Annotated in this window: 13 protein-coding genes and 1 pseudogene; 10 read left to right on the top strand and 4 right to left on the bottom strand. The window is 66.7% G+C overall.

From position 1 onward, the window contains the following. The 3 genes from EGJ34_RS00890 to EGJ34_RS00880 form a co-directional block, all read right to left on the bottom strand. Positions 1-349, bottom strand: a 349-nt coding sequence (locus EGJ34_RS00890; protein ID WP_148100468.1) for a hypothetical protein, incomplete at its 3' end; no start/stop codon positions are given. A 2-nt stretch (positions 350-351) separates the two neighbouring features. Continuing rightward, positions 352-2,304: a TonB-dependent receptor gene (locus EGJ34_RS00885; RefSeq protein WP_260476864.1), complete on the bottom strand. Its 1,953-nt coding sequence runs from the start codon at positions 2,302-2,304 to the stop codon at positions 352-354. A gap of 378 nt (positions 2,305-2,682) precedes the next feature. Then, on the bottom strand, positions 2,683-3,141 hold the full coding sequence (locus EGJ34_RS00880) for a DUF6265 family protein (protein ID WP_125358149.1): 459 nt from the start codon (positions 3,139-3,141) through the stop codon (positions 2,683-2,685). An 89-nt stretch (positions 3,142-3,230) separates the two neighbouring features. Here EGJ34_RS00880 and EGJ34_RS00875 point away from each other — a divergent pair, with 89 nt between their 5' ends. After that, the gene (locus tag EGJ34_RS00875) at positions 3,231-4,115 is read left to right on the top strand and encodes an AraC family transcriptional regulator (protein ID WP_125358147.1); all 885 of its coding nucleotides are present in this window, start codon (positions 3,231-3,233) and stop codon (positions 4,113-4,115) included. On the opposite strand, the gene EGJ34_RS00870 is transcribed toward EGJ34_RS00875, so the two are convergent. Then, the gene (locus EGJ34_RS00870; RefSeq protein ID WP_125358145.1) at positions 4,073-4,702 is read right to left on the bottom strand and encodes a hypothetical protein; all 630 of its coding nucleotides are present in this window, start codon (positions 4,700-4,702) and stop codon (positions 4,073-4,075) included. The genes EGJ34_RS00875 and EGJ34_RS00870 overlap by 43 nt on opposite strands. A 281-nt stretch (positions 4,703-4,983) precedes the next feature. Between EGJ34_RS00870 and EGJ34_RS00865 the strand changes: the two are divergent. The 9 genes and pseudogenes from EGJ34_RS00865 to EGJ34_RS00825 form a co-directional block, all read left to right on the top strand. Beyond that, positions 4,984-5,484: pseudogene (locus tag EGJ34_RS00865) on the top strand ((2Fe-2S)-binding protein); the annotation flags it as partial. Then, positions 5,457-6,521 carry a xanthine dehydrogenase family protein subunit M gene (locus EGJ34_RS00860; RefSeq protein ID WP_185750022.1) on the top strand — a complete coding sequence of 355 codons (1,065 nt, stop codon included), beginning with the start codon at positions 5,457-5,459 and terminating at the stop codon, positions 6,519-6,521. The pseudogene EGJ34_RS00865 and the gene EGJ34_RS00860, both read left to right, overlap by 28 nt. Next, positions 6,518-8,794, top strand: coding sequence for a xanthine dehydrogenase family protein molybdopterin-binding subunit (locus tag EGJ34_RS00855; protein WP_125358139.1), 2,277 nt, complete (start codon positions 6,518-6,520; stop codon positions 8,792-8,794). Before EGJ34_RS00860 ends, EGJ34_RS00855 begins: the two co-directional genes overlap by 4 nt. Before the next feature lie 106 nt (positions 8,795-8,900). Next, on the top strand, positions 8,901-10,097 hold the full coding sequence (locus EGJ34_RS00850) for a molybdopterin molybdotransferase MoeA (RefSeq protein ID WP_125358137.1): 1,197 nt from the start codon (positions 8,901-8,903) through the stop codon (positions 10,095-10,097). A 1-nt stretch (position 10,098) separates the two neighbouring features. Further along, complete coding sequence (gene moaA / locus EGJ34_RS00845; protein ID WP_125358136.1) at positions 10,099-11,124, top strand: GTP 3',8-cyclase MoaA; 1,026 nt, start codon at positions 10,099-10,101, stop codon at positions 11,122-11,124. Continuing rightward, positions 11,124-11,612, top strand: coding sequence for a cyclic pyranopterin monophosphate synthase MoaC (gene moaC, locus EGJ34_RS00840; RefSeq protein ID WP_125358134.1), 489 nt, complete (start codon positions 11,124-11,126; stop codon positions 11,610-11,612). Before moaA ends, moaC begins: the two co-directional genes overlap by 1 nt. Then, positions 11,609-12,199 (top strand): NTP transferase domain-containing protein, encoded by a 591-nt coding sequence (locus EGJ34_RS00835; protein WP_125358132.1) that lies wholly within the window; start codon positions 11,609-11,611, stop codon positions 12,197-12,199. Before moaC ends, EGJ34_RS00835 begins: the two co-directional genes overlap by 4 nt. After that, entirely contained in the window at positions 12,199-12,441 is a 243-nt protein-coding gene (locus tag EGJ34_RS00830; protein ID WP_125358130.1) for a MoaD/ThiS family protein, read from the top strand. The genes EGJ34_RS00835 and EGJ34_RS00830 overlap by 1 nt, the downstream gene beginning before the upstream one ends. Beyond that, positions 12,438-14,036: a ThiF family adenylyltransferase gene (locus EGJ34_RS00825; protein ID WP_221740364.1), complete on the top strand. Its 1,599-nt coding sequence runs from the start codon at positions 12,438-12,440 to the stop codon at positions 14,034-14,036. Before EGJ34_RS00830 ends, EGJ34_RS00825 begins: the two co-directional genes overlap by 4 nt. Positions 14,037-14,046: the final 10 nt, after the last annotated feature.

The raw sequence follows: 14,046 nt of genomic DNA, 5'->3' as shown, positions 1-14,046 counted from the left end.
GCGCTGGCAGGCCCGCCGAGGCCGGCGGTCCGCCGCCCACGCGCACCCATGGCACGCTGGCCGCCGCAAGCGGTTTCTCCACCGCCGCCATCACCTGCGCGGCATCGGAAGGACGCGGGGTATCCAGGATCACCAGATCCACGCCCGCCGGCCAGGTATCGGGTAACGATTGTCCGCTCCCGACCACCCGGTGCTGCAGCTCCACCCCGGACGACGCCATCTGCTGCTGTATCGCATAGACTTTGGACGGCAGGATGAAGTCGGTGGACACCACCTCCACCCGCAGCTCTCCTGCCCAACTGCCGAGGGGCACCAACAGCAGGGTCAGCAGCAGCAACGTCAGGCGCACAATCAGAACGCCAGGTCGAAGCCAGCGTGCACGTAGCGACCGGTTTCCGGGTACGCGTACAACGCGCCGGTCTCATCCAGGCGCTTGTCGGCAATGTTGTCGATACCCACCACCATGCTCAGCCGCGGCGTGATCGACCAGCGCGTGTCCAGCGAAACCAGTGCATAGTCGGGCAGCGTCACCTGAGTGGTGCCGGACGCCTGCTTCTGCGGTCCGATGTACTCTCCGCGCAGGGTCGCCTGCAGCACTCCGTGCTCCCACACCAGGCTGGCCGCGCCGCTGCGTTCCGGACGCTCGTTGAGTTCCAACCCGGTTTCCTTGTCTTCGGTGTCGATCCAGCTGTAGTTCGCGTCCAGGCGCAGGCCGTCCACCAGCGGGATGGTGCCGGCCAGTTCGATGCCGCGAATGCGCGCTTCAGCCACGTTGGTGTAATTGCGAAGCTCGCGGCCGCGCACGCCGCAGGCACGGACACATACGGTCTGGATCAGATCCTCCAGGTCGTTCTGGAAGACCGTGGTCTGCACCGACCATCCATTGCGCTGCCATGCCCCGGACAACTCGTAGCTGGTGTTCTGTTCCGGCTTCAGCGCCGGATTGCCCACGATGGTGAAGCGTCCCCCGCCGCCCACTGCCGAATACTCTGGAGACAGCTGCTTCAGACTGGGGGCTTTGAAGCCAGTGCCCACCCCACCTTTGAGGGTGAATGCATCGGTCATGTGCCATACGGCGTAGCCACGCGGACTGTGATGCCAGCCGAACTCGTCATGATGATCGGCGCGGTTGCCCACCACCACCGACAGGCCGTCGGTGATCTGCATTTCGTCCTGCAGGAACACCGCCGTCTGGATCGCTTCCACCTGGCCGGAAGCCGCGGCTGAAGTGTCGTCCAGGCGCTCGCGGCGCCATTCGCCACCCACGCTGATGCGGTGCGCGCTGCCCGCATTGACCGTCACCTGCCCGTCAACGATGTCGTCGCGCAGGTCCTGCGGCCGGGTCGCTTCGCCAATATCGCGGCGGTTCTCGCGCTCCAGCCTGCTCTGGTAGGCACTGATCCGGGTGTGGCCCCAGCTCCAGTCGCCGGTGTGCGACAGCGTGGTCTGCTGGCGGCGGATGTCGTCGATGGTTTCGTAGACATAAGGCACCGTACCCGCCTGCAGCGCGGCGCGCTTGCGGAACTCGCTGCCCTGCAGATGCGAAAGATCGATGCGCTGCTGTTCGTCCGGCGTCCATGTGAGCACCGCGCGCCCTGTGTTAACGCGGCGCTGTTCCTGCTCGTCCAGGCGTTCGTCGGTCGGGTCGCGGGTGGCGTCCTTCTGTCGGTGTTCCGCGAACAGACTCAGGCCGAGCGTGCCGGGCACCAGCGCGCCACCTGCGTAGAGGCCTGCCTGGACGGTGTTGCCGCCACGGTTGCCGCCGACCACGCCGCCGTTATAGACCACATTGCCCTGCCATTCGTCGGTGGCACGGCGGCTGATCACATTGACCACGCCGCCCAATGCCTCCGAGCCGTACAGCGACGACATCGGGCCACGCACCACTTCAATGCGTTCGATCGCGGCAGCTGGCATCCACCCAAGGTCGAAATCAGCATGGGCGATGGCGTCGCTGGCGGCATTTACTCGCTGTCCATCCAGCAGCACCAAGGTGTATTCCGGGTCCATGCCGCGGATGCGGATGCCACGGCGGCCAAACCCGACGCCGGCGACGGTGACACCCGTGGTGCCGCGCAGGGCGTCGCTCAGGTCGAGTACCGCCCGAGCCTGGATCTGTTCGCGGGTGATCACGCTGATCGAGGCCGGCGCATCGCTGGCCAGGCGGTCGGTGGCGGTGGCGGTCACCACCACCGGGTCAAGTTCGACTGCGGCATCGGCGGCGGCGGCTGACCAGCCGCAGGCCAGTGAGATGGCGGCGACCAAGGCGCGTTGGGGTGCATGGCGCAGAGACAGGGACATCATGGAGCAACAGCCTTCAATGAACGTTAGGTTATAACATCCCATATTCACGCAAATTTCACAACAGCCAAGTGGTGGCGTCGGAGGCCCGCTGGCCGGATCGGCTCGCCTGGGTCGGACAAAGCCACGCCGACCCGTTGGCTGAAAGTGCTGGGGGTCGGAACGACCGTGTTGCTGCCACTTCTGTTCCTTTCCCTGCTTTTGGTGCTGGCGTTTGATCGATGGATCAGGCCCCGTTCGCGCCTGTTCCGCTGGCTCGACTGATGAATTGCGGGGCTTGCCCCGCTGCAGGTGGTGCGCCCTGTCGTAGAGCGGGGCTCTGCCCCGCTGCTTTTCGCGCGCGGCATGGAGGGTCGGTGGTTCAGCGGGGCAAGCCCCGCTCTACGGGGTGGGTGAGTTGCAGCGTTGATAGTCAAAGCGGATAGCCCCTTCGCCGGGACCCGAAATGACGGCATGCAGCGCCTCCCCCTCGCTTCGGTACTCGATACGGTTGGGGAAATCGTGCGCCGGGTTCTCGAACACAACCCATCCCCTGCCCTGGCTGGAAATGGTGAACAATGTCGCTGGAACGCCGTTGGGCTGCACATGGAAGCCCGCGTCCTTGCCCGCTGGCACCAGCCGCATGAACTCGAACGACTCGAGGCTGTCCCCGGACAGGGTGCGGGACATCCCCAGCAGGGCACCGCCCCCCTGCGGCAGCCACACCTCCTCGATCTTCCGCTGTTCCGTGCCGCCGCACCAATGTCCGGCCAGCCAGTCGAAATCCGCGCCGGCAGCGTCGGCCACTCCGCTTCCCAGTGCCAGGGCCGCGCCCAGCAGGGTCGCCATCGTCTTGATCATGTTCGCGCTTCCGTGGTCAGGTGAGCGCAGGCTAGCGGGAACCGGCAGGACCCGCTTGTAAAAAAGCGCAGCCTGCGTTCCGATGGCACATGGACTACGCAGAGTACCCTGCCCCTCCCGATCTGCGCCGCCATGTGCGGTGCCTGTGGCGGTTGCGGGACGACGCCCCAGGTAACGAAATCCAGGTGATCTATCCGGACGGTTGTTGCGAACTGCTGGCCGAACTGGGGGTTCCGCTGCAGATGCATGCCGTGAATGGCGCGGTCCGCTCCGATCAGCCTTTCTGCTTTGCCGCGCAGCAGCGCGGGCCGGTACGCCTGCAGGCGGTCGGTCCTGTGCTCTGCATCGGCGTCCGCCTGCAGCCAGCGGCGAGCTCACTGGTAGCGGGACCACGACTCGCCAGCCTGCGTGACCACGCGCCGGATCTGCATACGCTCGATGATCCGTTCGCGAAGGTGTTTGCAGCTGCCGCCCGGGCCAGTACCGAGGCCGATGGTCCGGAGCCGCTGTGGCAGTTTCTGCGCCCGTACTGCAAAGGCTTCGCGCTGGATGCGAAGATCGAAAAGGCCGTGACCCTGCTGGACGCGGCGGAGGGCGACCTGCGGATCAGCGCATTGGCGAAGACGCTGGGCGTTTCGTTACGCACGCTGCAACCGAGATTTCTTGCCGCAGTGGGCATGACCCCAAAGGAGTACGCTCGGGTGCGACGACTGCAGGCCTTGTTGCAGTCGCTGGATGAAGAAGCGCCTGACATCGCCGCTGCTGCGGCACGGCATGGATACAGCGACCAGGCGCATGCCACGCATGACCTGATGCGCTGGACCGGCAGCACGCCTGCGGCACTGGTGCGGGCACTGCGCGGAGACCGCGGCAGCGAGGATGCACTGAAACTGGCGGCCGCGTTTGTACGCGGCACCAGTGCGGGCCGACTTCAAGGGGAGCGACGAATTCCAAGAGCGACGGCCTGGGTGTAGGAAATCCGCAACAGGTCACCGCGCTTCACATTGGGCAGTTTGGCGCGCAGATCCGGACGCTCGACCGCGATGATCTGCGTGTTGCCGCTCTGTCCCCGCAGCGCGATGGTGCCGCGCTCTGGATTCACAGCGGCCACTTCGGTGACCAGGCTGATGGTGTTGGAACGAGCTCCGCCCGGAATATCTCCCCGATTGGGAACTGTGCGTGCCTGTGTGGCAGTGGCACCCAAAGGCGCGCTGCCCGCAGGTTCCAGCTCCAGGGCAACGGCGGCGCGATAGTCGAGCGCGACCTGGTCGCCGACTTTCAGCTGGTTGAAGTTGCGGATGTCAGCCCCTGCGACGATCTCCACGCTGCTGCCGTCGCTGCCGGTGACGGTCACTTCGCGGGTGGACGTATTCAGTGCGGTGATCCGGCCCATCAAGGTGGCTCCGGTGGACGCAGCGGTGACCGACCCGGGAAGTTCACGCGGCGGTGGCGGTGGCGGCGGACCGGGGTCAGCCGAAGGAGTCGGAGTGCTCTGGCAGCCGCCGATGGCAAGCGCCACGATGAGTGGAGTGAGGGTGGACGTCAGCGCTGATGTTCGCACGGGTTTCTCCAGGTAAGGGCCGAATGGCCGATGCCTGCGTATTGCAGCAGCTGTACCGGGTCCGTGCCCCGGTAGTAGTACTGGTCTGTGTTCCGAAAAGATACCGCTCTGTGGCACGGTACAGGCGGTGTCTTCGCATGCGCTGCATGCTGCGTCCACTGCTGCTGCACGTCGCGCAGCGCATGGTTGACCCCTCTGCCCTAGCCGGAACCGCCATGAGCGAGACGTCACCGCCAGTACGGAGCCCTGCAGGCTGCCGCGACGTGTATTCCACAACGCTGAAAGTGAATGGGGTGACGCGTACGCTCCACGTGCCCTCCACCCTCACCCTCCTTGACCTGTTGCGGGAAGACCTGGGCCTGACCGGCACCAAGAAGGGGTGCGACCACGGACAGTGCGGCGCGTGCACCGTGCTGGTGGACGGACAACGCATCAACAGCTGCCTGACGTTGGCGGTCATGCAGGACGGTGCCGAGGTCACCACCATCGAGGGCCTCGCCCAGGGCAGCGCGCTGCACCCGCTGCAGCAGGCCTTCATCCAGTGCGACGCCCTGCAATGCGGCTACTGCACTCCCGGACAGATCTGCTCGGCGCAGGGGCTGATCAACGAAGGGCGTGCAGGAAACCGCGACCAGGTGCGGGAGCTGATGAGCGGCAACCTGTGCCGCTGCGGGGCGTATCCGCAGATCACCGACGCGGTCCTCTCGGTGCTGCAGACAGAGTCAGACAGCGCTGATAAGCAATCTGCGGCCGGCTGGGTGCCCGGGACGGTGCCGGCATGATCCCGGCGAGCTATCGGCGACCCGAGACCGTCGAACAGGCGCTGCACGCCTTGGCCGCGCATGGCTCTGGCGAAGTGCGGGCCATCGGCGGCGGAACCAATCTGCTCGACCTGATGAAGCTGCAACTGATGGCCCCCCAGGGCCTGGTGGACATCAACCGCCTGCCGCTTGACGCCATTGAACCTCGTGACGACGGCGGGCTACGCCTGGGTGCGACGGCGCGCAATGCACACACGGCGTGGCATCCGCTGGTCGAGCGCCAGTATCCGCTGCTGTCGGCCGCGATGCTGGCGGCGGCTTCGCCTCAGATCCGGAACATGGCCACCAACGGGGGCAACCTGCTGCAGCGCACCCGATGCAGCTATTTCTACGACCGGGCCACCCCCTGCAACAAGCGTGAGCCCGGCAGCGGCTGCTCGGCGATCGGCGGACTCACGAAATACCATGCCATTCTGGGTGCCAGCGAGCACTGCATCGCAACCCATCCCTCGGACATGTGCGTGGCCCTGGCGGCGCTGGACGCGACGGTGCACGTACGCAGCGTGCGGGGTGAACGGGTGATTCCGTTCGCCGAGTTCCACCGGCTTCCGGGTGACCGCCCGGAGGTGGATACCACCCTGGCCGCCGACGAGCTGATTGTGCGCATCGAACTGCCACCGCAGGACCGCTTTGCTGCCCACAGCGCCTACCTGAAGATCCGTGAGCGCCTGTCGTACGCCTTCGCGCTGGTCTCCGTGGCGGCGGCGCTGGACCTGGATGAGCACGGCATCATCCGCGAGGCGCGTATCGCCGTTGGCGGCGTGGCGCACAAACCATGGCGGCGGCTTTCTGCCGAAGCGATGCTGGTGGGCGCAGCGCCGGCCGGTGAGCGCCTGCACGAAGCCGCGGCGCACCTGCTGGAAGGTGCGGTTTCGCAGGGTGAGAACGCGTTCAAGATTTCCCTCGCCCAACGGGCCATCGTGCGTGCGCTGGAAACTGCTGCCAAGGGCACCGTCGACAACCAGGGCCACGGCCCGATGCCGGAGCGTGCTGCATGAATCACTTTGCCCCCCTGGTCCCGCCTACCGCGCCGGCCGGAACCGGTCACGTGCCCACCGGCACGGCAACGCCGCGCATCGATGCGCACGCCAAGGTCACCGGCCGGGCGCGTTACGCCGCAGAGTGGCCGACCGAGGACCTGGTCTACGGCGTGGTGGTCAACAGCACCATCGCCAAAGGCCGGATCCTCGACTTCGATCTGCGTGACGCGCAGGCGGTACCCGGCGTGGTCTCCATTCTCACCCATCTCAATCGTCCGCCGATGCGTGCCAACGGCTTGTTCTACAAGGACATGACGGCACCGGCGGGCAAGCCGTTCCGCCCGCTGCATGACGAGCACGTCATGTACAGCGGACAGCCGGTGGCACTCGTGCTGGCGGAAACCTTCGACGCGGCGCGCGAGGCCGCGGGCCGGGTGAAGGTTCACTACGCCGTGGATGAGCACGAGACCAACCTGCTCGCGGCGATGCAGCGGGCGCGTCCGCCGAGGAAGATGAAGGCCGGGTTTTCCGCGCCGCCGAAGGACAAGGGGAATCCCGAGGCCGCACTGGAGGCCTCAGCGTTTCGTGTCCGCTCGGATTTCTACCATGGCGTGGAACACCACAACCCGATGGAACTGTTCGCCAGCACCGTGATCCGCGGCGACGATGGCCATCTCACCATCTACGACAAAACCCAGGGGTCCCAGAACAGCCGGTGGTATGTCTCCCACGTGTTCGGGCTCCCCAAGCGCAGGGTGACAGTGCGCAACCCGTTCGTGGGCGGGGCGTTCGGTGCCGGACTGAGGCCGCAGTACCAGCTGGCGCTGGCGGTGATGGGGTCGCTGGCACTGGAACGTTCGGTGCGGGTGGTCATGACCCGCCAGCAGATGTTCACCTTCGGGCATCGGGCTGAAACCGTGCAGCGGGTACAGCTGGGCGCGGACGCCGACGGAACTCTGCGCACGATCTGGCATGAAGCCGTTGGCGAAACCTCGCGGATGGAGGACTACGTCGAGGTGGTCGTGAACTGGAGCGGGCAGCTGTATGCCTGCGACAACGTCCATCTGGGCTACAAGGTGGTGGACCTGGACCAGTACACGCCCATCGACATGCGCGCGCCCGGGGCGGCGCACGGCGTGCATGCGCTGGAGGTGGCCATGGACGAGATGGCCCACGCGCTGCAGATGGACCCGCTGGCCCTGCGCCTGAAAAACTACGCCGAGGTCAACCCGTCCGATGGCAAGCCCTTCTCGAGCAAGGCGCTGCGCGACTGCTACGCGCGAGGCGCGGAACAGTTCGGCTGGGCGCAGCGGGCCCCGCAACCGCGCGCGCGCCGCGAAGGCAACGAATGGGTGGGCTGGGGCATGGCCACCGGCCAGTGGGATGCGATGCAGATGTTTGCCCGCGCGCACGCCGAGTTCCATGCCGACGGGCGTCTGGTGGTCAGCAGTGCGGCCAGCGACATCGGGACCGGCACCTATACGGTGATGAGCATGATCGCGGCCGAGGCCCTTGGCCTGCCACTGGAACAGGTCAGCTTCCGCCTGGGCGACTCCACCCTGCCGGCGGCACCGATCGAAGGCGGCTCGTCGCATGTCAGCACGGTCGGCTCCGCGGTGGAGGGAGCGTGCCGCAAGCTGCGTCGGCGGCTGCTTGCCCTTTCCCGGCTGGTTCCGGGCTCCGCCTTCGCGCGGGCCAGGCTGGAAGACGTGGTGTTCGAGGGCGGCACCCTGGCATTGCGCGGGGACCCAGGCAGTGCGGTCCCGCTGGTCGACCTGCTGCAGCGCGCAGGCCGCGACCATGTGGAGGCAAGCTACCTGCTGCTGCCTGACATCCTGGAACAGCGCAGATACACCCGTGCCACCCACAGCGCTGTGTTTGTAGAAGTGCGCGTGGACGAGGAGCTGGGCACGGTGCGCGTGATGCGCGTGGTCAGCGCGGTGGCGGCCGGGCGGATCATCAATCCCACCACCGCGCGCAGCCAGATCATCGGCGGCGTGGTCTGGGGCATTGGCGCTGCCCTGCATGAGCACACCGAAACAGACCACCGCTTTGGCCGGTTCATGAACCACGACCTCGCCCAGTACCACGTGTCGGTGAATGCGGACATTCATGACATCGAGGTGTTGTTCGTGGAGGAAGACGACCGGGTGGTCAGCAGCCTGGGGGCCAAGGGCGTAGGCGAGATCGGTCTGGTGGGTGTGTCTGCCGCGATCAGCAACGCCATTTTCCACGCTACCGGAAACCGCATCCGCAGCACGCCGATCACCCCTGACAAGGTCATGCGCTGATGGTGCGCGCTGTCGGCGTAGCACCGTGAAATCGCAATCACGCCCGGATCGCCAGACTGTGGACTCTGGATTGCCACGAGGATCGGGTGGGACCGAGGTGCGGACAATGAAGGCGTTGATCAGCGCGGAGGAAGCGATGGCGATCATCGAGGCCGAAGTGACATCGACCGGCGGCGAGCAGATCCGGTTGGAAGATGCGGGCGGTCGGGTGCTGGCGCAGACCGTGTCTGCTGAAGGCCCGCAACCGCCCTTCGACCGCGTCATGATGGACGGCATCGCGCTGCATTGGCAGCCTCACCTGCCAGCGGTATTTCCGGTCGCAGGTGCCCAGATGGCCGGCGGCGCGCGTGTGCGCCTGGAGGACCCTGGTACCTGCATTGAAGTGGCCACCGGTGCCGAGCTGCCGGAAGGCTGTGACTGCATCATCCCGGTCGAGCACGTCCAGCGTACCGCACACGGCTATCAGCTGCTGCCGTCGGCCGAACCGACGCCCGGTCGATTCGTCCACGCCCGTGGCAGCGACTGCGCGGCAGGTACCCCGGTGCTTAAGCCCGGCGCGACCATCGGAGCGGCCCAGATGGAACTGCTGGCGGCCAACGGCGTGGCCTCGGTGAGGGTGGCACGGCTTCCCACGATCGCCATCGTCGCCACCGGTGACGAACTGGTGGACGTGGATTCCCCGCTGCCCGCCGGTCGCATCCGCCGGTCCAATGACTTCGCCCTGATGACAGCGCTGCAGACTGCCGGGTTGGGGCGCGCCTCCCGCCACCACCTGCGCGATGACCCGGAGCAGCTGCGACCGGCACTGGCCAGGCTGCTGGAGGACCATGACACCCTCGTGCTTTCCGGCGGCGTGTCCATGGGGCAACGCGACTACCTGCCTGAGGTGTTGCAGTCGCTGGGGGTGCAGTGTCGCTTTCATGGCATTGCGCAACGACCCGGCAAACCAATGTGGTTCGGCGTCGGTCCAGCCGGACAACTGGTGTTCGCCCTGCCCGGCAACCCCGTTTCCTCCCTCGTCTGTCTGGTCCGGTATGTGCGCCCCGCCCTGCAGTCACGCATGGGCGCGTTGTCCGAGCTGCCGCTGCAGATCAGACTTGCACGTGCATTGCCGGCATTTGCGCTGACCCAGTTCATACCGGTGACAGTGAAGCTGGATGCTGCAGGCGGAATGATGGCTGAGCCTGTGGGCTCCCGGAACTCCGGCGACTTCACGGCGCTGGCAGACACCGCGGGTGTGGTCGAGCTGGCCGCCGGAACGGCTGTCGAGGCCGGCCAGTCGCTGCGGCTGCATCGGTGGTGACATGAACACACCCACGCCCCTGCTGGATCGTCGAGGACGTCCATTGCGTGATCTGCGCATCTCGGTAATGGACCGCTGCAATTTCCGATGCACCTACTGCATGCCGGCATCGACCTACGGCGAGGACTACGCGTTCCTGGACAACGCGCAGCGCCTGGACTTCAACGAGATCGAGCGGGTCTGCCGGCAGGCCGCGCGGCTGGGGGTGAGCAAGCTGCGACTCACCGGCGGAGAACCGCTGCTGCGTCCCGGACTGCCAACGCTGGTCGCGCGGCTGCGGTCCATCGAGGGTATCGATGACATCGCCCTGACCACCAATGGCGTGCTGCTGGATCGCCAAGCCGACGCACTGGCCGCCGCAGGGCTCGACCGGATCACGGTGAGCCTGGATACCCTGGATCCGATCCTGTTCCGCCAGCTGAGCGGCGGGCGGGGGGACGTGCACAAGGTGCTGCAGGGGATCGAAGTGGCCCGGCACGCGGGCTTCCGTGACGGGGTGAAGATCAACGCTGTCGTGCAGCGCGGCCTCAATGACGCGGGCGCGCTGGCCTTGGTCGAGCACTTCCGCGGCACGGGCGTCGTGCTGCGTTTCATTGAATTCATGGACGTGGGAAACCGCAATGCCTGGTCAGCCGATGCGGTGGTGAGCTCAGAGGAACTGCGCGAGCGCATCCACACGCATTGGCCATTGCAGGCGCTGCCGCCGCGCCATCCTGGCGAAGTCGCCACGCGCTACCGTTTCGTGGACGGAGCCGGCGAGATCGGATTGATCTCGTCGATCTCCAAACCGTTCTGTGGCGACTGCACCCGGGCCCGGCTGTCGTCGGAAGGGCAGCTCTACACCTGTCTGTTTGCCGAGCACGGCACCGACCTGCGCGGCCTGTTGCGCGCCAGCGAGGATGACGCGGCTCTGCACGCAGTGCTCGCCGGGGTATGGAGCGCACGCACCGACCGCTACAGCGAACTGCGTGGCCGACCGGTGGCAGCCGCCGGCCGTCGAATTGAAATGCACTACATAGGTGGATGATGCAGACCGGTACCTTCCCGTTGTCACATCTGGATGCCGATGCGCGCCCGCGCATGGTCGACGTCGGCGGGAAAGCCGCCACACAGCGGACCGCGCATGCGCAGGCCCGGGTGCGCTTTCCGCCTGCAGTGGCGGCGCAGCTGCGTGATGCGCAGTTCGTGCTGCCCAAGGGGGCCGTGCTGACCGTGGCGCATATTGCCGGGGTGATGGGAGCGAAAGCCACGGCCCAGTTGATTCCGCTCTGCCACCCGCTTGCCCTGCAGCGCTGCGACATCGCGATCGACATGGAGGGCGACTGCGCCATCATCGACTGCACCGTGGCCTGTCATGGCACCACCGGCGTGGAGATGGAGGCGCTCACCGGGGCCAGCATTGCCGCCCTGACCCTGTATGACATGTGCAAGGCGCTGTCGCACGCGATCGTCATCGAGCAGGTGCGACTGATCTCGAAACAGGGCGGAAAATCCGACCTGGAGCCGTCGGCATGAGCGCTCCCCTGTTCGCACTGGTGCTGAGCGGCGGATCCAGCCGGCGCATGCGCACCGACAAAGCCCTGATTGAGTACGCCGGACGTCCGCAGCTGCTGCGCACCTGGGACATGCTGCAGAAGGTCAACGTCGCCAAGGTGGTGGTCAGCATCAACCCAGGGCAGCGCGGCGAGACCCTGCGCGCCGGCCTTCCTGTTCTGGTCGACAGCGTCGAAAGCGTGGGGCCAATGGCCGGTCTGCTCACCGCGCAGCAGGCCGAGCCGGACGCGGGCTGGCTGGTGGTCGCCTGTGATCTGCCGCTGCTGGACACCACCACGCTGGCCGCCCTCATCGAGGCGCGCGCACCGCACTGTGACGCCACGGCCTTCGACAGTCGTCATGACGGACTGCCCGAACCGCTCTGCGCCATCTGGGAGCCTTCATCCACGGCACTGCTGAGGCAACGCTACGAAGCAGGACTGTACTGCCCGCGCAGCGCGCTGCAGCAGCTGCGCACGCACCGCCTGCCCTCGCCCGGACGCGCGCTGGACAACGTGAACACGCCTGAGGAACTGCTGCAGGCGCAGCGCCAACTGGAGTTGAACTGATGCCACATCTGGAACTGCGTTACTACGCCCAGCTGCGGGAAGAAGCCCGTACCGGCACCGAGCTTCTGCAGACCGAGGCCGCTTCGCCTGCGTCGCTGTACGAACAGCTGCGCGCCCGGCACGGCTTCTCCCTGCCCGCGTCCGTGATGAAGGTGGCGGTCAATGCCCGCTTCTGCGACTGGGACCGCCCCCTGCATGATGGAGACACGGTCGTGTTCATTCCACCGGTCAACGGCGGATGAGCCGGCACGGGATCCCGGGGTTTTCGGTCAGCGCGATGCCACTGGACGTGGACGCGCTGCGGAGCGCAGTAGCCCATCCAGGCCATGGCGGCTTCTGCGCGTTCGAAGGCTGGGTGCGCGATCGCAATGACGGCCGTGAGGTCGAAGGCCTGGAGTACGAAGTCTATGCAGAACTGGCCCTGGCCGAGGGCGAAGCCATCCTGGCCGAGGCCCGCGCGCGTTTCGGCGACATCGAAGCGGTCGGTGTTCATCGCAGCGGCCGGCTGCGAGTGGGTGATCTCGCGGTGTGGGTCGGGGTTTCCTCGCCGCATCGGGACGCGGCGTTCCGGGCGTGCCGTTACATCATTGATGCATTCAAGCATCGGTTGCCGGTGTGGAAGAAGGAACTGTACCTGCAGGGCGATACCCAATGGGTCGTGTGTTCCCATGGCAGCGCTGACACATCAACCGACGCACACTTTGTGCCTGACTACTCACGCCAGTCCCGGCTGCGCGAGGTCGGCGAGCAGGGCCAGGCCCGGCTGGCGGCCGCACGGGTGCTGGTGATAGGGGCCGGCGGACTGGGCAGCCCTGCCCTTACCTACCTGGCGGCCACCGGAATCGGCACCCTGGGGATCGTCGATGGCGACCGCGTCGAGGCCAGCAACCTGCATCGGCAGACACTGTATACCGCTGCGGACATCGGGCAGCCCAAGGCTGTCGTGGCGGCCCAGCGCGTGCGTGCACAGAACCCCGCGCTGTCCGTAAAGGTCTTCACCCAGCCGCTGCAGGCCGGGGATGTCGTGGACACATTCCGGCAGTTCGACCTGGTGCTGGAATGTACGGACGACATGGGCAGCCGCTATCTGAGCAGCGATGCCGCGCAGGTCGCCGGGATCCCGCTCATTCTGGCCAGCGTCCACCAGTATGAGGGGCAGATGCAGGTGAGCGCGCCCGGCGGTCCGTGCCTGCGTTGTCTGTGGCCGGAGCCGCCCGATGCCGGCCTGCTCGGCAGCTGTGCGCAATCCGGCGTACTCGGGACGGTCCCGGGCGTGCTCGGCACGCTGCAGGCCAACGAAGCGCTGAAACTGCTGCTGGATCTGCCGCGCCGCCCTCCCGGCGAGCTGCTGCTGGTGGACCTGCTGGACACCATGACGCAGCGCCTGCCCATCGACCCGACAACTGGCTGTGCCAGTGCCGGAGGATGCGCCCAGGTGGCGTCACGCGCGCTTGTCGCGCGGGCCGCAGACGCTGACCTCGAACGAACGGCGGAATCGCTGGTCGCCGCCGCATCGGCGGGTTTCCAGCTGGTCGACCTGCGCGAGGCAGACGAGCGTGAAGCGATGCCCTGCGACGTCGACACCCAATGGATGCCCTATTCCCGTTGGCGTGCAGACCGGTTCACGGCGTCCGCCGGGGGCCCGATCCTGCTGTTCTGCGCCAGCGGAAAGCGCAGCCTTGCGGCCGCGCGATCGTTGCGGGCGCTCGGTCACCCCGAGGCGTTCTCACTGCAGGGTGGCCTGCGCCGGCTGCAGCAGATGCACGCCGCACGTGAAGAAGCGCTTCACCATCCGCCAACCGCCTGTTCCGCATCATCGTCCTGTCGGCACGCGTGATGCGTGCCGT

The sequence above is a fragment of the Stenotrophomonas sp. 278 genome (assembly GCF_003935715.1).
Classification (GTDB): domain Bacteria; phylum Pseudomonadota; class Gammaproteobacteria; order Xanthomonadales; family Xanthomonadaceae; genus Stenotrophomonas; species Stenotrophomonas maltophilia_AH.
This window is presented reverse-complemented; position numbering and strand designations above follow the sequence as displayed.

What these genes read in the sequence shown, in the direction of transcription:
- EGJ34_RS00830 (WP_125358130.1), top strand. Translation starts at nt 12,199, where the DNA reads ATGCCACATCTGGAACTGCGTTACTACGCCCAGCTGCGGGAAGAAGCC.
- EGJ34_RS00855 (WP_125358139.1), top strand. Translation starts at nt 6,518, where the DNA reads ATGAATCACTTTGCCCCCCTGGTCCCGCCTACCGCGCCGGCCGGAACC.
- EGJ34_RS00875 (WP_125358147.1), top strand. Translation starts at nt 3,231, where the DNA reads ATGGACTACGCAGAGTACCCTGCCCCTCCCGATCTGCGCCGCCATGTG.
- EGJ34_RS00880 (WP_125358149.1), bottom strand. Translation starts at nt 3,141, where the DNA reads ATGATCAAGACGATGGCGACCCTGCTGGGCGCGGCCCTGGCACTGGGA.
- moaA (WP_125358136.1), top strand. Translation starts at nt 10,099, where the DNA reads ATGAACACACCCACGCCCCTGCTGGATCGTCGAGGACGTCCATTGCGT.
- EGJ34_RS00850 (WP_125358137.1), top strand. Translation starts at nt 8,901, where the DNA reads ATGAAGGCGTTGATCAGCGCGGAGGAAGCGATGGCGATCATCGAGGCC.
- EGJ34_RS00835 (WP_125358132.1), top strand. Translation starts at nt 11,609, where the DNA reads ATGAGCGCTCCCCTGTTCGCACTGGTGCTGAGCGGCGGATCCAGCCGG.
- EGJ34_RS00885 (WP_260476864.1), bottom strand. Translation starts at nt 2,304, where the DNA reads ATGATGTCCCTGTCTCTGCGCCATGCACCCCAACGCGCCTTGGTCGCC.
- moaC (WP_125358134.1), top strand. Translation starts at nt 11,124, where the DNA reads ATGCAGACCGGTACCTTCCCGTTGTCACATCTGGATGCCGATGCGCGC.
- EGJ34_RS00825 (WP_221740364.1), top strand. Translation starts at nt 12,438, where the DNA reads ATGAGCCGGCACGGGATCCCGGGGTTTTCGGTCAGCGCGATGCCACTG.